The sequence below is a fragment of the Phenylobacterium sp. genome, assembly GCF_037968635.1.
Lineage (GTDB): Bacteria > Pseudomonadota > Alphaproteobacteria > Caulobacterales > Caulobacteraceae > Phenylobacterium.
This window is the reverse complement of sequence record NZ_JBBKVV010000078.1, coordinates 1-24,304: the sequence shown is the minus strand read 5'-3', so window position 1 is coordinate 24,304 and position 24,304 is coordinate 1. Positions and strand designations below refer to the sequence as shown.

26 protein-coding genes are annotated in these 24,304 nt (G+C 67.0%); 13 read left to right on the top strand and 13 right to left on the bottom strand.

Annotated elements, in window-relative coordinates; genetic code table 11:
• From AAC997_RS09540 to AAC997_RS09530, 3 genes are all read right to left on the bottom strand, one after another.
• On the bottom strand, nt 1-126 hold a 126-nt coding region (locus AAC997_RS09540), incomplete at its 3' end, for a hypothetical protein (RefSeq protein WP_340645463.1).
• A gap of 43 nt (nt 127-169) precedes the next feature.
• The gene (locus AAC997_RS09535; protein WP_340645461.1) at nt 170-571 is read right to left on the bottom strand and encodes an MAPEG family protein; all 402 of its coding nucleotides are present in this window, start codon (nt 569-571) and stop codon (nt 170-172) included.
• A gap of 84 nt (nt 572-655) precedes the next feature.
• Nucleotides 656-2,434 (bottom strand): M14 family metallopeptidase, encoded by a 1,779-nt coding sequence (locus tag AAC997_RS09530; RefSeq protein ID WP_340645460.1) that lies wholly within the window; start codon nt 2,432-2,434, stop codon nt 656-658.
• 103 nt (nt 2,435-2,537) lie between these two features.
• Between AAC997_RS09530 and AAC997_RS09525 the strand changes: the two genes are divergently transcribed.
• The 4 genes from AAC997_RS09525 (at nt 2,538) to AAC997_RS09510 (ending at nt 5,618) form a co-directional block, all read left to right on the top strand.
• A complete protein-coding gene (locus AAC997_RS09525; RefSeq protein ID WP_340645459.1) occupies nt 2,538-2,699 on the top strand; it encodes a hypothetical protein in 162 nt (53 codons plus the stop codon).
• A gap of 68 nt (nt 2,700-2,767) precedes the next feature.
• Complete coding sequence (locus AAC997_RS09520) at nt 2,768-3,169, top strand: DUF4087 domain-containing protein (RefSeq protein WP_340645458.1); 402 nt, start codon at nt 2,768-2,770, stop codon at nt 3,167-3,169.
• Between the two features lie 56 nt (nt 3,170-3,225).
• On the top strand, nt 3,226-4,053 hold the full coding sequence (locus AAC997_RS09515; protein WP_340645457.1) for a PhzF family phenazine biosynthesis protein: 828 nt from the start codon (nt 3,226-3,228) through the stop codon (nt 4,051-4,053).
• A gap of 158 nt (nt 4,054-4,211) precedes the next feature.
• Nucleotides 4,212-5,618, top strand: coding sequence for a carotenoid oxygenase family protein (locus AAC997_RS09510; RefSeq protein WP_340645456.1), 1,407 nt, complete (start codon nt 4,212-4,214; stop codon nt 5,616-5,618).
• Here AAC997_RS09510 and AAC997_RS09505 read toward each other — a convergent pair.
• Nucleotides 5,615-6,502 (bottom strand): LysR substrate-binding domain-containing protein, encoded by an 888-nt coding sequence (locus AAC997_RS09505; protein ID WP_340645455.1) that lies wholly within the window; start codon nt 6,500-6,502, stop codon nt 5,615-5,617. The two genes, AAC997_RS09510 and AAC997_RS09505, sit on opposite strands and share 4 nt — an antisense overlap.
• Before the next feature lie 51 nt (nt 6,503-6,553).
• On the opposite strand from AAC997_RS09505, the gene AAC997_RS09500 reads away from it, so the two are divergent.
• The 5 genes from AAC997_RS09500 (at nt 6,554) to guaA (ending at nt 12,529) form a co-directional block, all read left to right on the top strand.
• Nucleotides 6,554-7,720, top strand: coding sequence for an MFS transporter (locus AAC997_RS09500; RefSeq protein ID WP_340645454.1), 1,167 nt, complete (start codon nt 6,554-6,556; stop codon nt 7,718-7,720).
• A gap of 71 nt (nt 7,721-7,791) precedes the next feature.
• Nucleotides 7,792-9,258 (top strand): IMP dehydrogenase, encoded by a 1,467-nt coding sequence (gene guaB / locus AAC997_RS09495; protein ID WP_340645453.1) that lies wholly within the window; start codon nt 7,792-7,794, stop codon nt 9,256-9,258.
• Nucleotides 9,258-9,656, top strand: coding sequence for an MAPEG family protein (locus AAC997_RS09490; protein WP_340645452.1), 399 nt, complete (start codon nt 9,258-9,260; stop codon nt 9,654-9,656). The genes guaB and AAC997_RS09490 overlap by 1 nt, the downstream gene beginning before the upstream one ends.
• A 15-nt stretch (nt 9,657-9,671) precedes the next feature.
• Nucleotides 9,672-10,970, top strand: coding sequence for an RsmB/NOP family class I SAM-dependent RNA methyltransferase (locus AAC997_RS09485; RefSeq protein ID WP_340645451.1), 1,299 nt, complete (start codon nt 9,672-9,674; stop codon nt 10,968-10,970).
• Entirely contained in the window at nt 10,967-12,529 is a 1,563-nt protein-coding gene (gene guaA / locus AAC997_RS09480; protein ID WP_340645450.1) for a glutamine-hydrolyzing GMP synthase, read from the top strand. The genes AAC997_RS09485 and guaA overlap by 4 nt, the downstream gene beginning before the upstream one ends.
• A gap of 133 nt (nt 12,530-12,662) precedes the next feature.
• On the opposite strand, the gene putP is transcribed toward guaA, so the two are convergent.
• From putP to AAC997_RS09465, 3 genes are read right to left on the bottom strand one after another with little or no spacing between them, the layout of a single operon-like run.
• Entirely contained in the window at nt 12,663-14,177 is a 1,515-nt protein-coding gene (putP, locus tag AAC997_RS09475) for a sodium/proline symporter PutP (RefSeq protein WP_340645449.1), read from the bottom strand.
• A 33-nt stretch (nt 14,178-14,210) separates the two neighbouring features.
• On the bottom strand, nt 14,211-15,497 hold the full coding sequence (locus tag AAC997_RS09470; RefSeq protein ID WP_340645448.1) for a glutamate-5-semialdehyde dehydrogenase: 1,287 nt from the start codon (nt 15,495-15,497) through the stop codon (nt 14,211-14,213).
• Nucleotides 15,498-15,538: 41 nt separating this feature from the next.
• The gene (locus tag AAC997_RS09465) at nt 15,539-16,327 is read right to left on the bottom strand and encodes a pyrroline-5-carboxylate reductase (protein WP_340645462.1); all 789 of its coding nucleotides are present in this window, start codon (nt 16,325-16,327) and stop codon (nt 15,539-15,541) included.
• A 258-nt stretch (nt 16,328-16,585) separates the two neighbouring features.
• Here AAC997_RS09465 and proB point away from each other — a divergent pair, with 258 nt between their 5' ends.
• A complete protein-coding gene (gene proB, locus AAC997_RS09460; RefSeq protein ID WP_340645447.1) occupies nt 16,586-17,722 on the top strand; it encodes a glutamate 5-kinase in 1,137 nt (378 codons plus the stop codon).
• Nucleotides 17,723-17,758: 36 nt separating this feature from the next.
• On the opposite strand, the gene AAC997_RS09455 is transcribed toward proB, so the two are convergent.
• Nucleotides 17,759-18,412 (bottom strand): glutathione S-transferase family protein, encoded by a 654-nt coding sequence (locus tag AAC997_RS09455; RefSeq protein WP_340645446.1) that lies wholly within the window; start codon nt 18,410-18,412, stop codon nt 17,759-17,761.
• 184 nt (nt 18,413-18,596) lie between these two features.
• Nucleotides 18,597-18,941 (bottom strand): hypothetical protein, encoded by a 345-nt coding sequence (locus AAC997_RS09450; RefSeq protein ID WP_340645445.1) that lies wholly within the window; start codon nt 18,939-18,941, stop codon nt 18,597-18,599.
• Here AAC997_RS09450 and AAC997_RS09445 point away from each other — a divergent pair.
• The gene (locus tag AAC997_RS09445) at nt 18,909-19,715 is read left to right on the top strand and encodes a hypothetical protein (protein WP_340645444.1); all 807 of its coding nucleotides are present in this window, start codon (nt 18,909-18,911) and stop codon (nt 19,713-19,715) included. The genes AAC997_RS09450 and AAC997_RS09445 overlap by 33 nt on opposite strands.
• A 264-nt stretch (nt 19,716-19,979) precedes the next feature.
• On the opposite strand, the gene AAC997_RS09440 is transcribed toward AAC997_RS09445, so the two are convergent.
• The 3 genes from AAC997_RS09440 to msrA form a co-directional block, all read right to left on the bottom strand.
• Nucleotides 19,980-20,963: a mechanosensitive ion channel family protein gene (locus AAC997_RS09440; RefSeq protein ID WP_340645443.1), complete on the bottom strand. Its 984-nt coding sequence runs from the start codon at nt 20,961-20,963 to the stop codon at nt 19,980-19,982.
• The gene (locus tag AAC997_RS09435; RefSeq protein WP_340645442.1) at nt 20,960-22,375 is read right to left on the bottom strand and encodes a DUF2254 domain-containing protein; all 1,416 of its coding nucleotides are present in this window, start codon (nt 22,373-22,375) and stop codon (nt 20,960-20,962) included. The genes AAC997_RS09440 and AAC997_RS09435 overlap by 4 nt, the downstream gene beginning before the upstream one ends.
• Before the next feature lie 186 nt (nt 22,376-22,561).
• A complete protein-coding gene (gene msrA, locus AAC997_RS09430) occupies nt 22,562-23,068 on the bottom strand; it encodes a peptide-methionine (S)-S-oxide reductase MsrA (protein WP_340645441.1) in 507 nt (168 codons plus the stop codon).
• 165 nt (nt 23,069-23,233) lie between these two features.
• Here msrA and AAC997_RS09425 point away from each other — a divergent pair, with 165 nt between their 5' ends.
• Both AAC997_RS09425 and AAC997_RS09420 read left to right on the top strand, forming a co-directional pair.
• On the top strand, nt 23,234-23,764 hold the full coding sequence (locus AAC997_RS09425) for a 3'-5' exoribonuclease (protein WP_340645440.1): 531 nt from the start codon (nt 23,234-23,236) through the stop codon (nt 23,762-23,764).
• Nucleotides 23,765-23,778: 14 nt separating this feature from the next.
• Complete coding sequence (locus AAC997_RS09420; protein WP_340645439.1) at nt 23,779-24,018, top strand: hypothetical protein; 240 nt, start codon at nt 23,779-23,781, stop codon at nt 24,016-24,018.
• A 4-nt stretch (nt 24,019-24,022) separates the two neighbouring features.
• On the opposite strand, the gene AAC997_RS09415 is transcribed toward AAC997_RS09420, so the two are convergent.
• The coding region (locus AAC997_RS09415) for a hypothetical protein (RefSeq protein WP_340645438.1) at nt 24,023-24,304 on the bottom strand (282 nt) is incomplete at its 5' end.

The window sequence follows — 24,304 nt, the reverse complement described above, 5'->3', positions numbered from 1 at the left end:
CTCTTCCAGCTCGCCCAGGCGTACGCTGACGGAGAGAGATTGCCGTTGGGCAAACACAGCCTCGGCCGTGTCGGCCCCGGCCTTGAGCGCGGCCGAGACCACGTCGCTAAGCAGATTATCGTCCATGGGGTCTTATGGACGAGGGCGACGGCCCCGGGCAAGCGGCGCTCTAGGCTATGGCGTAGAACAGCAGGGCTACGCCCATGAAGATATAGGCGATCCAGGTCGCCACCATGCCGATGGCACGTGGGATCGAGGCGCCGCCGCTGTTGGACAGGCCTACGGCGTGGATCAGACGGCCGGAAAACAGCACAAAGCCCGCCACGTGAATGGCCAGGGGCGGGGCCTCGACCACGGCCAGCACCACGATCGCCATCAGGGCGGTGGGGATATATTCGCTGGCGTTGCCGAAGGCGCGGATGGCGCGGGCCAGTTCGGGGATGCCTTCGTCACCGAGCGCCACCTTGTGCTTCTGGCGCAGGCGCACGACTAGAAGCGACAGGGTCAGCATCAGGAAGACATGCAGGCCCACCCAGAGGGCGGCGGCGTTACCCGAGGTGATCGTATCCATCAGAGAACCTTGCAATATCCACCACGCCGGGCGCGCGAGGCGGCATAAAAGCCCTCTCGCGCAGCCGTATGCAAGCGATCTGCCCTAATGGGCGAGTTGCCGCGCGATCGGGTAGAGCAGGTGGCGGTCGTCATAGAAGGGCGTACGGCGGTAGAACCATCCCAGACGCGCCTCAGGATCGGCGGCGAACTTGGGGTCGGTGGCCAGCTTGGCCTCGAACTCGGCCTTCAGCTTGGGATCGGCCGCCATCATCTTTTCGGCCAGGGGCGCGATGGCGTAGCCCTCGATATATTCGACGCGGCTCAGCACCTCGGGAACCATACCCCAGGCGAAGAAGCTCTCGCTGGACTGCGGCTCCAGCAGCAGGACGATCAGGTCCCCCAGCGGCTGGTCGGTCGAAACCCGCACCGACCCCGGAGAGAAGGTCCAGTCGCGGCGCTCGGGCGTCACCTCGGTCACCGTGATCGCAACATGGCCCTCGGCCGCCTGGCTGGCGATCTCGGGCTTGGCGAGGCGCAGCATCTCGACGCTGACCGTCTTGGGCGCGCTGATCGCCTCCATCGCCACCCCATGTAGCGCCAGCCGCTCGATCAGGTCCTTGCGATAGCCCGGCACCCAATAGGCCTTGGGCCGGGCGAGCGTCAGGGTCGGTTCGGACAGGAAATGGGGCAGGGACCAAAGCTCGGGGTCGGCTTCCCCCAGCCAGCGGATCTCGCGCCGCCCCGAGGCCGCGCTCTCATAGGTGTCGTACCTGATGCCCTTGAAGCTGCGCATCCGGGCGTGGGCCTTGGCCTGCACGAAATTGGCCGGGATTTCCGCCGGCCGCAGCGCCCGGTCAGCCGTGATCGCCGCCCGCAGGCCCGCGCCCTGCGCCGCCAGCAGCGTCAGGGCGGTTTCGAGGAACACATAGGTCGCCAGCACCCGTTGGGCATGGGGCTTGAGGCTATGGTTCTCGATCAGGATGGTGGGGACGTGGGCCGCCGCGCCCCAGCCGTTGGAGAACCGCTCCCCCAGGCCGCCGTCCGAGAGGCCCGCCTTGGGGTCCTGGTCGTCCAGTCCGAACACCAGCTCGCCGGGGATGTGGCCTTCGGCCTCCAGCGCCCCGTTCATCGCGGGCTTGAACACCTCGTCCAGCCAGATGGCGATGGCGGGCGAGCGCGACCAGGACCGTTCCTCGCCGTTGTAGCCGTAGGTCAGGTCGTACTGGTAATCGAGCCCATCGGTGACGTGGATGTCCACATAGAGGTCTGGCCGGTACTTGTTCAGCAAGCCGCGCGCCGCCTGCATCTCTGGCTGGTCCAACTTCATGTAGTCGCGGTTGAGGTTCTGGTTGGTGGCGGTGTTGCGCCAGCCCTGGATGCGCGGCCCACGCTGGTTGGGCCGCGAATAGCGCGAGGCCCGCTCATGCCCGTCGACGCTCAGGATCGGCGCCAGGATCAGGTTGGCCCCGTCCAGCAGGCCGTCCTTGCCGTAGAAGCAGATGTCGCGCAGCAGCATCATGCCCGCGTCCTTGCCGTCGATCTCGCCCGGATGGATGCCCGCCTGGGCCAGTAGCACAGGCTTGCCCGGATCGAAGCTCGCCCCGTCCTTGCTGGCGATCACCGCATAGATCGGCCGCCCCTCCGGCGAGGTCCCGAACACCTCGATCCGAATCCACGGCGAGGCCGCCTCCAGCCGGTCGAACCAGGCCCGGGTGTCGACATAGTCGGGGCTGAAGTCATGCTCCGGATCGGCCTCGAAGGCGCTCGCCCAGGGGTCGGAGGCGTCCCGCAACAATGCCTGGCTAGCGCCCTGCCAGGGCGGCGCCGGCGGCAGGAAATCCTGGTCCCAGGGGGCGGTCGAAGGCGAGGGGGCGTCGGTCATTCGGAGGCTCACTTGAGGCGATCAGACCCCTTCGTCATGGGCGAGTGGTCGTCCGATGTCGAGGGACGCTGGAACCTTCCGTCACGCTAGAGGTTAGCGCTTCATGTCCATTCTCATCCTCATCGTCATCGTCATCGTTCTCCTCGCCCTGGCCATCTGGGCGATTCAGAAGATGCCCATTCCCTCGCCCCTCAACTGGATCCTTCAGGTCCTGGCGATCATCATCGCGATCTTCGTGATCGGCCAGCGCGCCGGACTGTTCTAGGCGCCCCATCGCCTTGACAGGTCGGTCTCCCGTCCGCCTCCTGCCGCCCTGTTTTGGGGGCTGACGGCATGACTCTGCGCTATCAACTCGGCCGGGCGGCGGCGATCGTCGTTGTCCTGCTGCCGCTGGCGGCGGCCAGCGCACCGGCCCAGGCCGCCGCGAAGAAGTCCGTGGGCGAGATGCGCTGTGGCTGGATCGCCAACCCGACCCCAGGCAACTTTTGGCTGACCGACAGCGCCGGGGAGTGGGTGATCGGCATGCAGGGCGGCTATCAGGCCCCCGGCATGGACCTCATCCCCGACCTCAGCGAGCACGACTGGGTCGTCACCAACGGCGTCTCGTACGGCTACGGCTGCGCCTGCCTGCGTGTCGAGACCAACGCCAAGGCCAAGCGCATCACCGCCATCCACAGCGTGAAGCAACAGCCCCTCAAGACCTGTCGCGCCGACAAGAACCTGCCCAAGCCCTAGCGGGCATCCGGCCTTCGGGTGTCTGACTGTGGATTCCAGGCGAGGTGAGGGACACGATGGACGTCCAAAGATTTGCGGCCTTTTCGGATGGCGACAGCGGGGGCAATCCCGCCGGCGTGGTTATTTGCGACGCCTTGCCTGAAGCCGCGGTGATGCAGGCGATCGCCGCGCAGGTGGGCTATTCGGAGACCGTGTTCGCAGCGCCGGCGCCGGGCGGCTGGCGGGTGAGGTATTTCGCGCCCGAGGTGGAAATTCCGTTCTGCGGCCACGCCACCATCGCCCTGGGGGCCGCGCTGGCGCTTCAAGAGGGTGACGGCGTCTTCGCCTTGCAGCTCAACGACGTCGCCATCAGCGTCGAGGGCCGGCGAACCGGCCCCCTGGTCGCGGCTGCGCTTCAGTCACCGCCGACCTCCAGCCAGCCGGCGACGGCGCGGATGCTCGCCGAAGTCCTGGCGCTGTTTTCCCTGTCGGCGGACGATCTGGACCCGCGCATTCCGCCGGCCATAGCCAATGCCGGCGCCAACCACCTCGTCCTGGCGCTCAACAGCCGCGATCGACTTGCGGCCATGCGCTACGACCTGGACGCCGGTCGGATATTCATGACGGCTGGGGACATGGCCACCGTCAGTATGGTCTTCGCCGAGACGCCACGCCTGTTCCACGCCCGCAATCCCTTCGCGGCCGGCGGCGTCTACGAAGACCCCGCCACCGGCGCGGCGGCGGCGGCGCTGGCGGGGTATCTTCGCGACCTCGGTTGGCCGCACGGCGGCGCCATCGACATCATCCAGGGTGAAGACATGGGCATGCGCTCCATCCTGCACGCCCAGATCGAACCCGAACGCGGTTCCAGTATCCGCGTTTCGGGCGCCACGCGCGCGATGTGATCGGGTCGGCGTCTGACCGAGCGAGGGGCGCGGGGAGAAATATTTTGCAGATTCAGCGCGCTAAGCAGGCTCCGGTTGAACCGGCGACCTTTGGCAAGTCTACCAAACAGATTTCTTGCGCCTAGAGTTCGGGGCCTCCGAAACCCTGGAGCGCGCCCATGGCCACGCCCTTTCCTGCCGACCATCCCCTGCTGTCGGGGGCCTTCGAGCCCCTCCGGATGGAGTGCGACTGTCCTGACCTGATGATCGAGGGCGAGATCCCGCCCGAGCTCTCGGGAACCCTCTACCGCATCGGGCCGAACCCTCAGTTCGCGCCTCTGGGAACCTACAACCCCCTGCAGGGCGACGGCATGATCCACGGCTTCACGATCGGCGGCGGCCGGGTCGCCTACCGCAATCGTTGGGTTCGGACCCGCCAGTGGAGCCTTGAACGCCAAGCCGGCCGGGCCCTGTTCTCGACCTCCGATCCCCGCGCCCACGACGCCAGCGTCGCCGGGATGGAGAGCCAGGGCGCGGCCAACACCCACATCGTGGCCCATGCCGGGCGGCTGCTGGCCCTGGAGGAGGGCCACCTGCCCATCGAGATCAATCCGCTGACCCTGGAGACCCTGGGCCCCTTCGACTTCGGCGCCCGACTGCCGGGGGCGATGACCGCCCACCCCAAGGTCTGCCCGGAGACCGGCGAGATGTTCGCCTTCACCAATTTTCCCTTCCAGAGGTTCGACGCGACCCTGGCGCTCCAGGTCATCGATGCGGCGGGGGCGGTCGTCCGGCCGGCCAGCCTCGTCGGACCCTATCCGGCCTTCGTCCACGACTTCGCCATCACACGCCGCCACGTCGTCTTCGTGGTCTGTCCCCTGACCCTGTCCCTGGAACGCCTGCGCGCCGGCGGCCCGCCGCTCGCCTGGGAGCCGGATCGCAGCGCCTTCCTGGGCCTCATGCCGCGAACCGGCGCGGCGGAGGACGTGCTTTGGTTCCCGGCCCCGGCCTGTATGGCCTGGCACCTGATGAACGCCCACGAGGATGGCGGGCTCATCCATGTCGATCTCTGCCAGCAGGCCGCGCCGGCCTTCCCGAGCGCCGACGGAACTTCTGCGCCAGAGGCTGATCTGCGGCAGTTCCTCACCCGCTGGACCCTCGACCCAGGGAGCGCTCAACCGGTTTCGGCTCGCCGCCTCAGCGACCTGGTCTGCGAGTACCCCCGGATCGATGAGCGCCGGACCGGCCTGTCCTATCGGTACGGCTATGTCGCCGCCCTCGGCGGGCCGGGGACCGGCGACATGCTTCACCGGGCGATCGGTCGCTATGACCATGCGTCGGGAGAGATGCGCCTCTGGCGCGCGCCCGACCGCCAGGCGGTGTCCGAGCCGGTGTTCGTCGCAAGGTCCGCCGCGGCCCCGGAGGGCGACGGATATCTGCTGGTCGCGGTCTTCGACGAGGCGCGCAACGCCAGCCATCTGGCGGTTCTGGACGCCCAGCGGATCGAGGCCGGACCGGTGGCCCAGGCTCACCTGGATCACCGGGTTCCCGCGGGGTTCCACGGGTCGTTCGTCCCGACCGCCTAGGTTGGCGCCTGGGTCTTCGCCCCCTCCGCCATCAGCCAGTCCCGGAACTGATCCAGCGCCTTGCTGGTGACCCCCGGCGTGGCCAGCAAGGCGAACCCGCTCTGGGCCGGGATGAAGCCGAAGGGCGCCACGAGCCGTCCGCTCTTCACATAGTCGGCCACCAGCGGCCACGGCAGGATCGCCACCCCGAGGCCGGCGATGGCGGCGTCGAGGGCGAAGTGCAGGTGGGCGAAGGGCTGTTCCGGCGACGGCGGCAGCTCCAGACCCGCCAGGGCCGCCCAGATCGCCCAGCCCTGCGGGTGGCTCTGGGCCACCAGGCGCGGGGCGGTCATCGGGTCGGGGAACCGTTCGGCCAGGCCCGGCGCCATCACCGCCCCCAGGTGGCTGGGCATGAAGGCGGTCGCCAGGGGATCGGAGAGCCGGCTGGTGGGGACCAGCCGCACCACCGCGTCGGCGCCGCGCTGGCTGACGGCGTGGGAGGCCAGTTCGGTCAGGTGCAGGCGCACGCCGGGATGGGCGTGCGTGAACCGCGACAGGCGCGGGATCAGCCACTTCACCGAGATGCTGGCGTTGACGGCGATGTGCAGGTCCTCGGCCCCGCCGCGCGCCTGGCGCACCGCCCCGGCGATCTGGTCAAAGGCCCCGGTGAGGGCCGGCAGCAGGGCCGCCCCGGCCGCGGTCAGCTCCAGCCGGTGCTTGGGACCGGTGAACAGCCGAACCCCCAGGCTCTGCTCCAGGGCCTTCACCTGCCGGCTGACCGCCGAATAGGTGACGTGCAGTTCCTCCGCCGCCAGGGTGGCGCGTCCGGTCCGCGCCATCGCCTCGAAGGCGCGCAGGGCGTTCAGGGAAGGCAGGGGACCTGATGTGAGATTTTCGAACATCATGTGCCCAATATGTCGGTTTCCGTCATTGGGCAATCGGCGCACAAGCTTGGAATGGCGTCGAAACCCCACCCGCCCCAGACCGTGATCATGCTGGCCCTGGGCCTGGGGCAGACCATCGCCTTCGCCTCCAGCTTCTACCTGATCGGGGTTCTGGGCGACGACATCGCCGCCGATCTGCGGCTCGCGCCGACCTTCGTCTTCAGCCTGATGTCGGTGGCCCTGGCGGCCAGCGCGGTCGCCGCGCCCGCCGCCGGCCGCTGGGTCGACCGTCGCGGGGGCAGGGGGATGCTGCTTCTCTCCAACCTGGTGTTCGCCGCGGGTCTTGGCCTCATCGGGGTGGCGCACGGTCCCGTCGTCCTGACCCTGGGGATGATCGTCCTGGGTCTGGCCATGGCGCTCGGTCTCTACGGCACGCCCTTCGCCATCCTGGTGTCGCTCTATGGCGACCAGGCCCGGCGCTCGATCACCGGCGTGGCGTTGATCGGCGGGCTGGGCTCCAGCCTCGGTTTCCCCGCCACCCACGCGCTGGCCCAGCAGTTCGGCTGGCAGGGCGCCTGTTTCGCCTGGGCCGTGCTCCATCTGCTTATCTGCCTGCCGCTGGGCGCTGTCGTCATTCCACGGGACCTCGGCGGCCACATGTCGGCCAATGTCGGCCCCCCCGCGCCGGTGGTCTGGGACCGCCGCATGATCCAGCTTTCCGTTCTATTTGCAGGGGCCTGGTTCCTTTCCACCTGCATGAGCACCCATCTTCCGCGGCTCTTCATGGCCTTTGGTCTCTCCACGGCCGTCGCGATGTCCACAGCCGCCCTCGTCGGCCTCGCCGCCGTGGCCGTCCGGGCCCTGGAGTTCGCCGTCCTGCGCCGCTTCCCGCCGCTGCTGGCCACCCGCGCCGCCACCCTCATGCACCCGCTTGGAGCCACGGCGTTGCTGGCCTTCGGCAAGGTCGCCGCCCCGGCCATGGCCCTGGGGCAGGGGGCCGGCAACGGCATGCTCACGGTGGCCAAGGGCGTCCTGCCGCTCAGCCTCTTTGGTCCCACGAATTACGCCTACCGCTCGGCGGTCCTCGGTCGCCCGGCCCAGATCGCCCAGATCGGCGGCCCGGCCCTCTACGGCCTGGCCCTCGACCGCTCGCCGACCCTGGCCCTGATGGGCGGGGTCGCCCTCTGCCTGGTCATGTTCGCCATGACCTTCGGCCTCAACAAGGAGCCCGCGACATGACCCTTCTCGACGCTACGCTTGCCCACCCCCGGTCCGACGCCTTATACGCGGCTCGCAAAATGGAGACTCCAATGGAGATTCGCGAAGGGCTCACCTTCGACGACGTTTTGCTCGAACCCGGCGCATCTGATGTGATGCCCGGCCAGGTGGACACCGCCACCCGGTTCACGCGCGAAATCAGTCTGAACATACCGCTCGTGTCCTCGGCCATGGACACCGTCACCGAGAGCCGCCTGGCCATCGCCATGGCCCAGGCTGGCGGTCTGGGCGTGCTGCACCGGAACATGACGCCTGACGAACAGGCCGAGCAGGTCCGCGAGGTGAAGCGCTACGAAAGCGGCATGGTCATCAACCCGCTGACCATCAACCCCGACACCCCGCTCAGCGAAATCCTGGCTATCAAGTCACGGCGCAAGATCTCCGGCTTTCCGGTGGTCGAGCTCGAGACCGGCAAGCTGGTGGGCATCCTCACCAACCGCGACATGCGGTTCGAGGGCTCCAGCGAGGTCCCGGCCAAGGTGCTGATGACCAAGGACAACCTGATCACAGTCCGCGAAGGCTGCACCCAGGACGAGGCCCGCGCCCTCCTGCGTCAGCACAAGATCGAACGGATCATCGTGGTGGACGAGGCCTATCGCGCCGTCGGCCTGATCACCGTCAAGGATATGGAGAAGGCCCAGGCCCATCCCATCGCCGCCAAGGACGCTCAGGGCCGCCTGCTGGTGGGCGCGGCCTCAACGGTGGGCGACGGGGGCTATGAGCGCTCCATGGCCCTGGTGGACGCCGGAGTGGACGTGGTGGTGATCGACACCGCCCACGGCCACAACGCCGACGTCGGCGCGGCTGTCGCCCGCCTGAAGCGCGAGACCAACCGCGTCCAGATCGTCGCCGGCAACGTCGCCACCTACGAAGGCGCGCGGGCCCTGATCGATGCCGGCGCCGACGCGGTGAAGGTCGGCATCGGCCCGGGCTCCATCTGCACCACCCGCATCGTGGCGGGTGTGGGGGTGCCCCAGCTGACCGCCATCGCCGACGCCGTGCGGGCCGCTGCTGGCACCGACGTTCCGGTGATCGCCGACGGCGGCATCAAGTACTCGGGCGATCTCGCCAAGGCGCTGGCCATGGGCGCCCAGGTGGCCATGATGGGCTCGGCCTTCGCCGGCACCGACGAGGCGCCGGGCGAGGTGTTCCTGTACCAGGGCCGCTCCTACAAGGCCTATCGCGGCATGGGCTCGCTGGGCGCCATGTCCACCGCCAACGGCTCAGCCGACCGCTACTTCCAGAAGGAGGTCTCGGCCCTGAAGCTGGTGCCCGAGGGCATCGAGGGTCAGGTGGCCTACAAGGGTCCCATCGCCGCCATCCTGCACCAGATGGTGGGCGGCCTTCGGGCCGCCATGGGCTATACCGGCGCCGCCGACCTGCAGGCCTTCCGCGACAAGGCCCGGTTCATCCGGATCACGGGCGCGGGCCTGCGCGAGAGCCACGTCCACGACGTCATGATGACCCGTGAGGCCCCCAACTATACGAGCCCGGTCTGATGATGGCCGCCGCCCACGAACTGCAATTGTTGGCCGCCGCCGTGGTGGTGGGCCTGGTCCAGTTCCTCTGGGCCACGCTTGCCGCGCGGGGCCAACAGGGCCTGGCCTATGGTCGCGGCGCCCGCGATGAGCCCCTCAAGCTCACCGGGGCCGCAGGCCGGCTGGAACGTTCCTACGCCAACTTCCTGGAGACCTTCCCGCTGCACGCCGCAGCGGTCATCATCGCCTATCTGGCCGCCAAGCTCGGGGACCTCACCCTCTGGGGCTCGGTGCTGTATGTGGCCGCCCGCGCCCTGCACCCGATCCTCTATGTGATCGCGATTCCTTTTCTGCGAAGCCTGGTCTGGTTCATCGGGTTCTGCGGCACCCTGGCGGTCGTCGCGGCGATCTTCCTATGACAGCGGGCCAGGCCCTTGCGTGACGGGGGACGCCTTTCGGCGGCCATCACGGTTCTCACCGACGTCGAGGAACGCCACCGGCCGGCGCGTCTGGCCCTGAAGTCCTGGGGCAATGACTCGCGTTTCGCCGGGTCGAAGGATCGCGCCTGGGTCTCCGGCCTGGTGCTCGACGCCCTGCGCCGCCGCCGGTCCATCGCCTGGAAGATGGGTGACGACAGCGTCCGGGCCACAATCCTTGGTGTCCTGAAGTTCGAGTGGGACTGGCCGGTCGACCGCATCGCCGCCGCTGTCACCGAGGAGCCTCACGGCCACGGCGCCCTGACCGAGGCCGAGACCGCCACCCTTGAAAGCCCACGCGACCTGGCCGGCGCGCCGCCTTCGGTGCGCGGTGACTATCCCGCCTGGCTGGAGGCCAGCTTCGCTCGCGCCTTCGGCGAGGCCGCCGCGCGGGAAGGCGAAGCGCTCTCGGAACGCGCCCCCATCGACCTGCGGGTCAATACGCTGAAGAGCGATCCGGTTCGGACGCTGAAGGCCACCCAGCCGCTGAACGCCGCCGCCGTGCCGCAACTGGCCACCGCCCTGCGCATCCCCGCGCCCGCCGCCACCGATCGGGCCGGCGCGGTCGAGACCATCCCCGCCTTCTCCAAGGGCTGGTTCGAGGTGCAGGACCTCGGCTCCCAGATCGCCGCGGCCTGCGCTGGCGAGATCAAGGGCGCCCAGGTGCTGGACCTCTGCGCCGGGGGCGGGGGCAAGACCCTCGCGCTCGCCGCCGCCATGGGCAACACAGGCCAGATCTACGCCTATGACAGCGAGGCCCGCCGCCTGGCCGACACCATTCGCCGGGCCGACCGCGCCGGTGTCCGCAACCTGCAGATCCGTTCGCCGGTGGAGGACGATCCGCTGCGGGGCCTGGCCGCCAAGATGGACGTGGTCTTTATCGACGCCCCCTGTTCCGGCTCGGGCGCCTGGCGGCGCCACCCCGACACCAAGTGGCGGCTATCGGAAGAGACCTTCGCGCGGCGCCAGTCCGACCAGGACGCGGTGCTGGACCTGGGCGCGACCTTCGTGAAGCCCGGCGGCAGGATGATCTACGTCACCTGCTCGGTCCTGCCCGAGGAGGACGAGGACCGGGTCGCCGCCTTCCTGGCTCGCACCGAGGGTTTTTCCGTCAAACCCGCCACCGCCGACCAACACCTGACCGCCCGCCTGACCCCGGAAGGTTATCTCCGGCTGACCCCCGCCACCGCCGCCACCGATGGCTTCTTCGTCGCGGTGCTGGAGCGAACCCAACCCCTCGCCGACAAAGCCCCATGACCACCGAGCCTACCCACGAACGCGTCCTGATCGTCGATTTCGGCAGCCAGGTGACCCAGCTGATCGCCAGGCGCCTGCGCGAGAGCGGGGTCTTCTGCGAGATTCACCCCTACGACAAGGTCGAGGCCATGCTGGCCGACTATGCCCCAAAGGCGGTGATCCTGTCGGGCGGGCCGGCCAGCGTCCACGAGGAGGAGAGCCCCTCCGTGACCAAGCGGATCTTCGAGCTGGGCGTGCCGGTGCTGGGCATCTGCTACGGCGAGATGACCATGTGCGCGCAACTGGGCGGCAAGGTCGAGGGCGGCCACCATCGCGAGTTCGGCCGCGCCGAGATCAGGATCGAGAAGGCCTCGCCCCTGTTGGCCGGCCTCGGGAACGTCGGCGATCTCGAGACCGTCTGGATGAGCCACGGCGACAAGATCACCGCCATCCCGGAGGGCTTCGAGGTCGTGGCCTCCTCACCGGGCTCGCCCTACGCCGTCATCGCCGACGAGACGCGGCGTTTCTACGGCATCCAGTTTCACCCGGAGGTGGCCCACACCCCCCGCGGCGCCCAGATGCTGCGGAACTTCACCCACGGCATCGCGGGCCTCACCGGCGACTGGACCATGGCCTCCTTCCGCCAGGAGATGGTTCAGAAGATTCGTGACCAGGTGGGCGACGGCAAGGTGATCTGCGGCCTGTCGGGCGGCGTGGATTCCTCGGTGGCCGCGGTCCTGATCCACGAGGCCATCGGCGCCCAGCTCACCTGCGTGTTCGTCGACACCGGGCTGTTGCGCCACAACGAGGCCGAGCAGGTCGTGACCCTGTTCCGCGACCACTACAACATTCCCCTGATCCACGTGGACGCCGGCGACCTGTTCCTCGGCGAGCTGGTCGGGGTCAGCGATCCGGAGACCAAGCGCAAGACCATCGGCCGCCTGTTCATCGAGGTGTTCGACAAGGAGAGCGCCAAGATCGAGGGCGCCGCCTTCCTGGCCCAGGGCACCCTCTATCCCGACGTGATCGAGAGCGTCTCCACCAGCGGCGGCCCCTCGGCGGTGATCAAGAGCCACCACAATGTCGGCGGTCTGCCCGACTACATGAAGCTGAAGCTGGTGGAGCCCCTGCGCGAGCTCTTCAAGGACGAGGTCCGCGCGCTCGGCGTCGAGCTGGGCCTGGCGCCGGCCTTCGTCGGCCGCCACCCGTTCCCGGGCCCGGGCCTGGCCATCCGCATCCCCGGCGAGATCACCCGCGAGAAGGTCGCCGTCCTGCAGCAGGCCGACGCCATCTATCTCGACGAGATCCGCAAGGCCGGCCTCTACGACAAGATCTGGCAGGCCTTCGCCGTGCTCCTGCCGGTCAAGACCGTGGGCGTCATGGGGGATGCCCGCACCTATGAGGACGTGCTGGCCCTGCGCGCCGTCACCTCCACCGACGGCATGACCGCCGACTTCTTCGAGTTCCCCTGGGAGGTCCTGGGCCGCTGCGCCACCCGGATCATCAACGAAGTCCGTGGTGTCAATCGCGTGGTCTACGACGTGACCTCCAAACCGCCCGGGACCATCGAGTGGGAATGATCCCGGTCACGCGCTGACCACGGGCCGTTTGAGCGCCTGGGGTTGCGTGGAAGCTTCTTGGCCGGCTGATCCGTTCTGGCGTCCTCGTGCGCGGAGCCGAGGGTCAGATGAGTTCATCTGACCCTCGGGGACTCTAGGTTGGGCGCGCTGCGATCTTTCCGCCCTGGCGCGCTGCCAGCATGGCGTCAAACCCTGCATCGACCTGGGCGGGCGTGGGCTTGCCGAAACGGCTGACGGCGATCGCCGCGATCAGGGCGACAACGAACCCGGGAATGATCTCATAGACCACGGCCGAAGGTGACTGGCCGCCGATCGTGAACGGCGCATAGAGCCAGACCAGCACCGTGATCGCGCCGGCCGTGATGCCGGCCAGAGCCCCGTCTCGCGTCATCTTCCGCCAATGCAGGCTGAGCAGGATGACGGGTCCGAACGCGGCGCCGAAACCCGCCCAGGCGTTGCCCACCAGCGACAGGATGCTGCTCGAGCGGTCCATGGCCAGGCCGATGGCGACCACCGCCACCGCCAGCGTCGCCAGTCGCCCGACAAGCACCAGCTCACTCTGGCTGGCGTCCCGGCGGAAGAAGGTCTTGTAGAAATCCTCGGTCAGAGAACTCGACGAGACCAGCAGCTGCGACGAGATCGTGCTCATGATGGCCGCCAGGATCGCGGCGAGCAGGAAGCCGGCCACGTAGGGATTGAACAGGGTCTGCGAGAGCACGATGAAGATGGTCTCGGGATCGGCCAGCGTCAGCCCGGCTTGGGTGACATAGGCGAGCCCGCATATGCCGCACAGCACAGATCCGACCACTGTCACCAGCATCCAGGACAGGCCGATGTTGCGGGTCGCGGGGATATCCTTGACCGACCGCACCGCCATGAACCGCACGATGATGTGCGGCTGGCCGAAATACCCCAATCCCCAGGCCAGGCTTGAAATGACCCCGAGCAAGGTCACCCCCGAGAACCAGCTCAGATACTCAGGATTGATTTCCGTGACCGCCGCCTGGGTCGCTGACCATCCGCCCAGGTTTGCGATCGTCACCACGGGCACCAGCACCAGGGCGGCGAACATGATGACGCCCTGAACGAAGTCGGTGAGGCTGACGGCGAGGAATCCCCCGAACAGCGTATAGGCTAGGACCACGCCGGCCGTCAGAATGAGGCCGAAGCGATAGTCGTAGCCGAAGGACGCCTCGAACAACTTGCCGCCGGCGACGAGGCCGGCCGAGGTGTACAGCGTGAAGAAGATGACGATCACCAGGGAGGCGACGACCCGCAATCGCCGACTTTTGTCGTCGAAACGCTTTTCGAGATAGTCGGGGATCGTGATCGCGTCGTCAGCGACCTCGGTGTAGACGCGCAACCGGGGCGCCACGAGCATGTAGTTCGCCCAGGCGCCCACCAGCAGCCCCACCGCGATCCACGCCGCGCTGAGGCCCGCCAGATAGACGGCGCCGGGCAGGCCCATCAGCATCCATCCGCTCATGTCGGATGCGCCGGCCGACAGGGCGGCGACCGCGGGCGGCAACTGACGACCGCCGAGCATGAACTCCGACACACTGCTGGTCGACTTCTTCCAGGCGTAGAGGCCGATGGCGAGCATCAGCACGAAATAGGCGCCAAGTGAGATGGCCGTTTCGACGTTCATTCAAAGCTTTCCATGATGAGGCGGGACGGGGCTTTAGGGCCGGGTCTGTCCCGCGCCGTGGACAAGGTACTTGTAGCTGGTGAGCTGTTCGACGCCCACCGGGCCGCGCGCATGCATCTTGCCGGTGGCGATGCCAATCTCGGCGCCCATGCCGAATTCCCCACCGTCGGAGAATTGCGTCGAGGCGTTGTGCATGACGACCGCGCTGTCGATCTCCAGCATGAAGCGGCGGGCCGCCGCGTCGTCATTGGTGAGGATCGCGTCGGTATGGCCTGACGAGTGTTCGGCCACGTAGGTGATCGCGGCATCGAGCCCGTCGACGATCTTCACCGAGGCGATCGCGTCGAGATACTCGGTGTCCCAGTCCTCAGGACCGGCCGCCGTGAGGCGCGGCTCAAGGGCGACGGCCTCGGCATCTCCGCGCAGCTCGCAGTCGGGCATGGCCGCCACCAGCGCCGGCAACAGGGTTGCGGCGATGGCGCGATCGACCACGATGCTCTCGGTCGCGCCGCAGACGCCGGTTCGGCGCATTTTCGCATTTCGGATGATCGCCACCGCCTGTGCGACATCGGTCTGGCTGTGAACGTAGGTGTGGCAGTTGCCGTCGAGGTGCAGAAGCGTCGGCACGCGCGCCTCGCGCTGCACCAGCTCGACCAGGCCGCGGCCGCCGCGCGGGATGGCCAGATCGACATAATCCACCGCGCGCAGCAGTTCACCCACGACGGCGCGGTCGGACGTGTCGACGGCCTGAACACAGGCTTCGGGCAGACCCGCGGCCTTGAGGCCGGCCTGCATGCAGCCGACGATCACCTGGGTTGACCGGCGGCTCTCCGAGCCGCCTCGCAGGATGATGGCGTTGCCGGACTTGATGGCCAGTCCGCTGGCGTCCGCGCCGACATTGGGGCGCGACTCGTAGATCATCGCGATCACACCGATCGGCACCGCCACCCGGCGGATGTCGAGCCCGTTGGGCCGCGTGAAGTGCGCCAGTTCGCGGCCGACCGGGTCAGGTAGATCGGCGATTTCCTCCAGCGCCTGCGCCATCGCCGCCACGCGACCCGCGTCGAGCCGGAGCCGGTCGAGGAATGATTCGGGCTTGGTGTCGGCGACCTTCGCGACGTCGGCGGCATTGGCCTGCAGCAGGGCGGGCGTCGCGGCGCGCAGCGCGTCAGCCGCGGCCCGCAGCGCCTGGTTCTTGGTTGCGGTGCTGCTGGTGGCGAGCCGGCGTGCTGCGGCGCGCGCGGCCTTGCCCAGGGTGGCGACGTGTTGGGCCGGGCTCTCGGCCGCGGGGAGAGGGGTTATCGTGTCGGTCTCGGTCATGGTATCCTTCCGGCCTGGGGCGCGGTCTTGGAAAACGGGGATCAACGCAGCTCGATAGCGCGCCGGTAGGCGGCGTCGATGGTGGCGCGCATCCGCGTGCTCAGTCCGTCGTCGCCGTTGAGCGCCTCCAGTCCGGCGGCGGTTGTCCCGTTCTTGCTCGTCACGCTGGTGCGTAGCGTCTCAAGGCTCTCGTCGGAGCCTTGCGCCATCGCGATCGTGCCCGCCATCGTGCCGAGCACGAGTTGACGCGCCTCATCGGTTGAGAAGCCGAGCGCCTCGGCTGCGGCCACATAGGTGCGCGCGATCTCAAAGACATATCCCGGCCCGGAACCGGCGACGGCGGTGAGTCGGTCGAGCTTGTCTTCATCATCGACCCATACGACGGTGCCGGCGGCTTCCATGAGCGCGGTGATCGCGTTGCGCTGGGCCGCGCTCGCCGAAGGGGCGGCGCAGAGGCCACTTACACCCGCGCCGATCGCGGCGGGCAGGTTGGGCATGATGCGCACCACCGGCACGCCGCCGACCAGCGCGCTTAGCCGCGCGATGGGATAGCCCGCCGCGATCGAGGCGACGAATCCGCCTTGGGCCAGGCGCGGCGCATAGTCGGGTGCGACCGCGTCAATGACTTGCGGCTTTACCGCCACGATCACCAGGTCGAACGCCGAGTCTGCGACGGGCGGCGGCGCGCTCAGGAACGTGACCCGCTCGGTATCGACTCCGGCGCTGGCCGCCGGATCCACAACGAAAAAGCGATGCTCGGGCAGGTTGTCGCCAGCCATGCCGCTCCATTGCGCGAGGAGGGATGAACCCATTTTTCCGTGTCCAATCAACGCAATGCGCAATATTCTTTCTCCCGTGTCGCCGTAGGCGGAGACAAGCGCGCCTCCATATCGGCAAATGCCAGTAAAATTTACGAAACCTCGTGATCCGCCAAGCGGACGCTTGAGAAATCCAGAAATCTTGTCTGGAATTCAAATTCGTGTATAAGCACAGCTTACGCGCCCCTATGTAATTTGTCAATTTGGGCGACGCGCTCTGCGTGACGTAGAATAACCCTGAATAAATAATTCCTTGGATGTGAGATAACATTGACTAGTGTAAAACGCGTAGTTGTCAAAATCGGATCCAGTCTTTTGACAGATCAGGTGCGACTAACACCGCGCTGGGCATTTATGCAGCGAGTTGTTGAAGACATCGCGCTTCTGCGGTCGGAAGGTTATGAGGTCATCCTGTGCTCCTCGGGCGCGGTGGCCTTGGGGATGAAGATGATCGGCGTGACGCCGGCGACGGCGGGACTGCACGACAAGCAGGCGGCGGCGGCCTGCGGCATGCCGTTGCTGCTGGGGGCCTATAAGCAGATCGGCCACGAGCACGACCTTAACATCGCGCAGATTCTGGTGACGCTTGGAGACTTCGAGGACCATCCCCGTTTCCTGAACACCAAGAACACCCTTCACCGCCTGCTCGCCGCGGGCGTGTTGCCGATCATCAACGAGAACGACACGATCACGACGGAGGAAATCCGGGTCGGCGACAATGATCGGCTCGCCGCGAAGGTCGCCCAGATGGTGCAGGCGCAGCACCTGGTGATCCTGACCGGGGTCGACGGCCTCTACGACCGCAACCCGTCGGAGCCCGGCGCTGTGCTGGTTGAGACGGTTCATGACGTCAGCCAGTACCTCTCGGTGACTGAAGGCGTCAGCACCCTGGGCAGCGGCGGCATGCTCACCAAGATGCAGGCCGCGAACATGGCTCAGAACGCTGGCTGCACGACCTTGATCGCCAATGGCGAGGCCGATGACCCCATCTCTTCGGTATTGAAGGGGCTGCGCCGCTGCACCACCTGCGTTGCCCATGCCGAACCCGCGACCAGCTGGGCGGCCTGGCTGACCGATCGCTTGCAGATGGCCGGCAGCATCGTCGTATCGTCCCGCGCCGCCGACGAGATCGCCGCGGGAGGGCGCGGAATCGACCGCAACGATGTGATCTCGATCAACGGCAGCTATGTGAAGGGCGACGTTCTTCACGTCTATGACGAAACCGGCGCCGAACGCGCCCGCGGCATGACCGACTTCTCGTCGGAGGAAACCGCCATCCTGGTGCGCAACATCGACCTGCCGGTCAAACAGCTGATCGGCTATCACTCCCGGGCGGTGCTCATCCAGGTCGACAATCTGATCAGCCTGGATGACCGCCATATCCTCTGGGAGCCCAAGCCGGCCTGAGGCGATGAATGGTGCGGCGTCGCCGTTTAGGCGCCGTCAGCCTCTGGCCGCGTCCGCTGCCTCGAAGTGCGCCATCTGGTCGGCATGCGCCTTTACGAATGCGGCGCGGGCCGTCGCGCGCACGACATAGGCCTTGCTGGCGGGATAGTCCGCCAGCCCGTCGAACCGATCCACAAGCCGCAGTACGTCGGCCATCAGGATGTCGGCGATGGAGAAGGGGCCGGCCAACCACTCGCGGCCCGCCAGTATCGGCTCCAGATGCTGGAGTCGGTGAACCTTCAGGAACCCGTCGAAGAGCTTGGACGCCGAGGTGTCTTCGGCCTCGCCAGAGAACATCAAGAGCGACCAGGGCAGGACCGCCATCTCCACCGAGTTGAGCGCCGCGAACAACCATTCCTTGGTGTCGCTGCGGTGGCGCGGATCGGCGGGCAAGAGCGCCTCGCTACGTTCGCCGAGGTGGAGCAGAATCGCGCCGCTCTCGAAGATCGACAGGTCGCCGTCGGTCAGCCATGGCGCCTGGCCGAAGGGCTGACTGGCGAAATGCTCTGGGTTCCGATCCTCGAAGGGTGTGCTCTCGACGCGATAGGGCAGGCCCGCCTCTTCCAGCGCCCACCGGACCCGCAGGTCCCGCACATAGCCGCGCGGCATCTCGGGAACCCAATCGAAGGTGGTGAGGATCAGCTCGCCCATCTGTGATCTCCAAGGCGTCGGTTCGCCATTCGAAGCGGTCACTCCCACCCGCCGCTTCATCTGAAATGAGACGGGCGAAACACTTCACTTGGTGGCGAAGTATTTCCTTGGTTTCGGGTTGAGTCAATTCCGCGGCTGTGGGGGGAGCAGAGCGTACTCCGCCCCCCATCGCTCAGCCAACCAACTAGCCAGTCAGGCCAATGAGGAAGTCGAACAGGTTGTCGTACTGGCCAGAGCCGTAGCGGCCGTTGTTCACCGAGGTCCGATAGTTGGCTTCCATCCGGTTGAAGCGGCTGTTCAGATCCGCGCGTTCCGCCACCGTGATGCCGGGACGGCTGCGTTGATACTGGCGCTCCAGGCGGGCGATGGCGTCGAACTCCGATCTCAGGCTGATGGACTCCTGGCGACTGACCCGGCCATCACTGACGGCGCGGTTCAGGCGTTCGTTGAACTGAGCCTGACGCTGATCCAGATTGGTCCACCGGCGATCATCGTCGTGGCGGTCATTCTTGACGCGACGCTCAAGCATGTCGAACCGGCGATCAAGGTCAGCTCTCTCGGCCTGGGTCAGGCCGCGACCCGAGTTGCGCGCCTGGGCTTCCTGGCGCGCAATGGCGTCGAACTCCGCGCGCAATTGCGCCGCTTCCGTACTGGTGAGCGAGCGATCCCTGACGCCGGCGTCGATGCGGGCGCTCAACTGCGCTTGGCGTTGGTTGATGGCCTGGCCGTCGGCTCGAGTATCGTTGTCGTGACGATCACTTCGGATTCGGCTGGAGAGGGCGTCAAAGCGGCGATCGAGGTCGGAACGTTCGGCTTGGGTAAGGCCCCGGCCGCTCGACCTGTACTGGGCTTCCTGGCGCGCGATCACGTCGAAGTCGCGCCGAAGCTGGGCGGCTTCGATGCGCGTCAAAGAGCCGTCGCGGATTCCGGCGTCAATACGGTCGTCGAGAGTTCTTTGGCGCTGGTTGATGTTTTGACCATCGTTCTGCTGGGGAGAACGGCCGTCCCTGTCGTTGCGATCGTACCGGATGCGGCGCGACAGCAGGTCGAACCGGTTGTCCAGGTCGGCACGTTCGGCCGCCGTCAGCCCACGACCGCTCGACCGGTACTGCGCCTCAAGGCGAGCGATGCCCTGAAACTCAGACCGCAGCTGAGCGGCCTCGACGTCCGTCAGGCTGCGGTTCCTCACGCCCGCGTCAATCCGGGCGTCCAGAGACGACTGCCGTTCATTGATGCTCATATTGTCCTGCGCGAGGGCGATCGCCGGGACGCCCGCAGCAAGAGTCGTGGCGGCGAGCAGTGAGAGGATTGTGCGCTTCATGGCTGATCTTTCTCTTAGGTCCACGCACGAAATCCGAGCGGGCCTTGATGTCCCAGCCACTCCAACGTTTCACGTCAGAAATAGTCTTAATGTGTCAGATAACATCCAGGTGATGTCGCCGTGCAGTGTTTCGCTGCGCGTGGCGGATACATTTCACGTCGGATTTTTCGCTGCGAATATCTGAAGGAAATCTGGAAGAGTTCAGAATATCATCGACGGTTATTGTATTGGTGTAAAATCGGTTGGTCACTTGTCGCGTTTGACGGGCAGGCGCCTGGCGGCGGAGCCTGCCGAACCGCGGCCGGGAGATGATTGCGACGCTGGCCAGCCCTCTCTCTGTCGCGTGCGGTCGCCGTCGGCATCCTCGGTCTGGTCGTGGAACAGCACCATCTGGGTGGGGAAGGGGAGATCGAAGCCCGCCCCGCTGAGCGCCTCAGCGAGCGCCTGCAGCACCCGCGAGCGAACGACCGTGACGTGGGGGCGTGTGGGCCGCGTCCACCAGCTGACGCGAAGGTTCTTGGAGGACCCGGCCAGATCCCAGAGCAGGACATCGGGCTCCGGCGTCGCAAGAACCCCTTCGACCGCCTTGACCGCGTCCAGGGCGATCTTCGACGCGCTTGAGACCTCATCGCCGTAGCCGATGCCCACATCGTAGTGGCTGCGGAGCAGATCGTAGGCGGTGATGACCGTGACAACCTCGGTATAGATGACGCTGTTGGGCACAATGATGCGCTGGCCGTCATAGGTGCGGATATAGGTGGCGCGGGTCTCGATGGACTCCACCGTGCCGGTGAAATCTCCCGTTGTGATCTCGTCGCCGGCCCGGAACGGGTGGCGGATGAGCAGCAGAATGCCCGCGAGAAAGTTCTGCAGGATGTCCTTGAAGGCGAACCCGATCGCGACCCCCCCGATGCCCAGCGCGGAGAACAGCTTCGCCGGGGTCACGGATGGGAAGGCGACGGTGACGGCGATCATCACGCCCAGCAGCATCAGGACGATATAGGCCAGACGGCTGAACGCGGTGGCCGCACTTGGGAATTCCGAGCGCCGCCTGGCCAGGTTCTCCACCGCGCCGCGGACGCCGGTGGCGGTCGCCCAGAAGATCAGGAAAACCACCAGACCCGCGGTCAGGAGCGGGATCATCGCGGTGAACCCGCTGGCCATCCCGCGGGCGGCGTCCATCACGGCGTCGGCGGCATTGGCGGGCGGCGGCGGCGCTAGCGGGCTCATGCCGTGCCGCCGAGCCAGGCGCCGCTGTCGCGCAGGCGGCGCTTGTAGTCCGGCTCAGCCAGGGCGCGCCGCAACTCGTCGGCGCGCGCGATCACGCGCTCCTGGTTGAAGCCCACCAGGCCGTGGCGCGCCAGGGCCACCAGCTTCTGGGCATGGTCGTCGAGGACCTTCAGGCGGGCGGGATCGTCGCAATCCATGGACACCTCGCCAAGGGCGCGGATGAAGCCCAGCGCCGCCACCATGTCATTGGCGCAATACTGGGCCAGGGCGCCGAAGCCGCGGTCCATGAAGCCTTCGAACGTCACCGGATGGGTGATGACGCGAAGGGCGCCGTCCTTGTCGATTCTCAGATGGGACGGCAGCTCTCGCCCCGCGAGATCGGAGAGCGCCGCCCCCAGCCAATCGAGGCAGGTGAGCGCCGTGAACGGGTCGTTGACCCCTGGAGACAGGGCGCGGGCGGCGATTTCCACGAGCTCGTCCACCAGGAAGCGCAGGTCCTGAAGGGCCGTGCGTCTTGAGCCGACCGCGAAGGCGGCGCAGATCGCGCCGGCCGTCTCGTCATCACATCGCTCGGGTGGCCAGGCCTCGACGAGGGTGCGGCCGACATGGACAAAGTCACCGGGCTGATACTGCAGGCGCAGCACCAGGTCGTGCTCCCGCGCGATGGACAGGATCGTGTCGCCGTCGATGAGTTGCAGGTAGCCTGTATCCTTCGCCGTCACGAGCGCCCGGCGTTCGCCATCGGCCTGGCTGGCGTCGAGCCGGAATGTCGCCGGCACGCGCGCCGCATCGTTTTGACCGACGTCATCGGGCCGCGGCGCGCCGATGAAGCGTGGAAACCGATTGTCGATCTCCTTCAACAGCTTGTCGCCTACATCCTCGATGACGTTGTTGATGTGCAGCTGGCTGGGGACGTGGTGGATGAAGAAGATCAGGACCGCGATCGAGCAGAGCGCCAGGATCACGCCGAGCAGCAAGGCGAGGTTGGGAACAAAGCCCACCCCGCCCCCCGACTCCGCGGCGGAACGAATGGTCCGCAGCACCAGCAGGCAGTAGACGAAGGTGGCGATAAAGGTGCCGAGCGTCACCTGGTTGCCCCGGTCGCTCATGAAGTTGCTGAGCAGGCGCGGGCCGTATTGGCCCGAGGCGTAGACCACCGCCGCGATGGTCACCGAGAACACCGTGCCGGCGACGGTGATCATGGAGGCGCTGATCGCCGACAGAACCTGCCGGGCTCCGTCCGGCCGCGCGGCGTACAGCCACGGCAGGTCGTCCATCCAGGCCGACCCCGCGTGGGTGTCGAGGAAGATCATGCCCCCCGCGAGCAGCACGGCGCCGAACGCCATGACCGATGGCAGGAACCAGTAGCTGCCCCGCAACTCGTCGGCGTACCTCAGAAGTGTCGCCCGCACGCCCGTATGTCCCCTGGTCTGCCCCCTAAGGAATCGCGCCCTGTCGGACGATCCCCAGAGGAGAAGCGCCCCGAACGTCGAATTTCCGAACGGCGGCGCAGGGGGAACGCTCGGCCCGGTCAAACGCTCCGGCAAGCTTCACGTCCAGGTCGTGGCTCCACGACCTGCGGCGGCGGCCGCTCGTCCCTAGGCCTGGGCGCGTACCGGGAGCTTCCAGCCGGGGCGGACGAAGTGACAGGTGTAGCCGTTGGGGATGCGCTCCAGATAGTCTTGGTGCTCTGGTTCGGCCTCCCAGAAGTCGCCAACCGGCTCGACCTCGGTCACCACCTTGCCCGGCCACAGGCTCGAGGCCTCGACATCGGCGATGGTGTCGACAGCGACCTGCTTCTGCGCCTCGTCGGTGTAGTAGATCGCCGAGCGGTAGCTCATCCCCATGTCGTTACCCTGGCGGTTCTTGGTCGTCGGGTCGTGGATCTGGAAGAAGAACTCCAGCAGGGCGCGATAACTGATCCTGGCCGGGTCGAACACGATCTCGATGGCCTCGGCGTGGGTCCCGTGGTTGCGATAGGTGGCGTTCTTCACGTCGCCGCCGGAATAGCCGACCCGGGTGGAGATCACGCCGTCATAGCGGCGGATCAGATCCTGCATACCCCAGAAGCAGCCGCCAGCCAGCACCGCACGTTCCTGAGTCATCGATCTTCTCCTTCAGCCTGGGGCGACCGTAGAAGGCCCGCCCTGCCAGGCCAAGCCCGGCGCATGACCTAAATGGGGACGGAGGGCCTTCGATCCAAGCTGTGCGGTTGCGGGGCGCGTGGGATGGGCCGACCTTGCGCGACCCAGAGCAGCGCGGAGTTCACGATGAAATACTGGCTCGACACCGAATTCATCGAACGGCCCTTCGGCCTGGATCTCATCAGCATCGGGATCGTCTGCGAGGATGGGCGGGAATTCTATGCCGAGAGTTCTGAGGTGGATTGGTCCAGGGCCAGTCATTGGATTGTCGACAACGTCCGGCCCCAGCTCACCGGGGGCGGGGAGACTCTTGAGAACATCAGCTACGGAATCCGCCGGTTCATGGAGACCGACCAGGCGCCTGTCCTCTGGGGCTACTTCGCCGCCTTCGACTGGGTGGCGTTCTGCGGCCTGTTCGGCAGCCTCAGCGAACTGCCCTTCGATTTCCCGCAGGTCTGCCTGGATGTCCGCCAGTGGCAGATCGAGCTGGGAGAACCGCAACTCCCGCCTCAAAATGACTCCAAACACCACGCCCTCTCCGACGCGCGGTGGACGCGGGAGGCGTGGTGGTTTCTCGCGGCCCTGCCTCAGGCGGATCGGCCGGCCGGCACGGCGAATTTTGGCCACAACGGCGTGGTCTCTCCAGCCCACAAGTGACCCGGAGTTTTCCGATGCGACCCAGCTTCCTGATCCTCGCCGCCGCCCTGGCCACAGCCGCGAGCGCCATGGCGGCGGAGGGCCGGTTCGTCCATCCGGCCGACACCAACAAGGACGACCGTCTCAGCCGGGCCGAATGGCTGGCCTACAAGCTGCCGGCCGAGGCCTTCGACAAGGCCGACAAGAACCATGACGGCCTGATCGACGGCCCTGAATTCGGCGCCTGGTACATGGCCCAGCAGGCCAGCAAATAGCCGCCTACCGAGACGAGGCGATTTCATAGAGGAAGTCGACATAGCTCATGCTCGATCCCACTAGGCCCTGGACCTTCGGATTGCTGGACTCGATCACGTAGTACTCATTGGGTGCGTGCGCCCCACTGCCATGGCCCAGGCCGAACTGACCGGCGGGCAGGTTGACGGGCGCGGAGGTGAACACCGCCCCCGGCCACGACCCCGCCAGGCGCGGATAGATGGTGGTGGGCACATTGTTGCGCTTGTAGGTGGTCAGTTCGGCCTTGATCAGCCGGCTGTTCTCGTC

Coding starts and splice junctions, on each gene's coding strand:
- AAC997_RS09535 (WP_340645461.1), bottom strand. CDS start 571: ATGGATACGATCACCTCGGGTAACGCCGCCGCCCTCTGGGTGGGCCTG.
- AAC997_RS09530 (WP_340645460.1), bottom strand. CDS start 2,434: ATGACCGACGCCCCCTCGCCTTCGACCGCCCCCTGGGACCAGGATTTC.
- AAC997_RS09525 (WP_340645459.1), top strand. CDS start 2,538: ATGTCCATTCTCATCCTCATCGTCATCGTCATCGTTCTCCTCGCCCTG.
- AAC997_RS09520 (WP_340645458.1), top strand. CDS start 2,768: ATGACTCTGCGCTATCAACTCGGCCGGGCGGCGGCGATCGTCGTTGTC.
- AAC997_RS09515 (WP_340645457.1), top strand. CDS start 3,226: ATGGACGTCCAAAGATTTGCGGCCTTTTCGGATGGCGACAGCGGGGGC.
- AAC997_RS09510 (WP_340645456.1), top strand. CDS start 4,212: ATGGCCACGCCCTTTCCTGCCGACCATCCCCTGCTGTCGGGGGCCTTC.
- AAC997_RS09505 (WP_340645455.1), bottom strand. CDS start 6,502: ATGATGTTCGAAAATCTCACATCAGGTCCCCTGCCTTCCCTGAACGCC.
- AAC997_RS09500 (WP_340645454.1), top strand. CDS start 6,554: ATGGCGTCGAAACCCCACCCGCCCCAGACCGTGATCATGCTGGCCCTG.
- guaB (WP_340645453.1), top strand. CDS start 7,792: ATGGAGATTCGCGAAGGGCTCACCTTCGACGACGTTTTGCTCGAACCC.
- AAC997_RS09490 (WP_340645452.1), top strand. CDS start 9,258: ATGATGGCCGCCGCCCACGAACTGCAATTGTTGGCCGCCGCCGTGGTG.
- guaA (WP_340645450.1), top strand. CDS start 10,967: ATGACCACCGAGCCTACCCACGAACGCGTCCTGATCGTCGATTTCGGC.
- putP (WP_340645449.1), bottom strand. CDS start 14,177: ATGAACGTCGAAACGGCCATCTCACTTGGCGCCTATTTCGTGCTGATG.
- AAC997_RS09470 (WP_340645448.1), bottom strand. CDS start 15,497: ATGACCGAGACCGACACGATAACCCCTCTCCCCGCGGCCGAGAGCCCG.
- AAC997_RS09455 (WP_340645446.1), bottom strand. CDS start 18,412: ATGGGCGAGCTGATCCTCACCACCTTCGATTGGGTTCCCGAGATGCCG.
- AAC997_RS09450 (WP_340645445.1), bottom strand. CDS start 18,941: ATGCTTGAGCGTCGCGTCAAGAATGACCGCCACGACGATGATCGCCGG.
- AAC997_RS09440 (WP_340645443.1), bottom strand. CDS start 20,963: ATGAGCCCGCTAGCGCCGCCGCCGCCCGCCAATGCCGCCGACGCCGTG.
- msrA (WP_340645441.1), bottom strand. CDS start 23,068: ATGACTCAGGAACGTGCGGTGCTGGCTGGCGGCTGCTTCTGGGGTATG.
- AAC997_RS09425 (WP_340645440.1), top strand. CDS start 23,234: ATGAAATACTGGCTCGACACCGAATTCATCGAACGGCCCTTCGGCCTG.
- AAC997_RS09420 (WP_340645439.1), top strand. CDS start 23,779: ATGCGACCCAGCTTCCTGATCCTCGCCGCCGCCCTGGCCACAGCCGCG.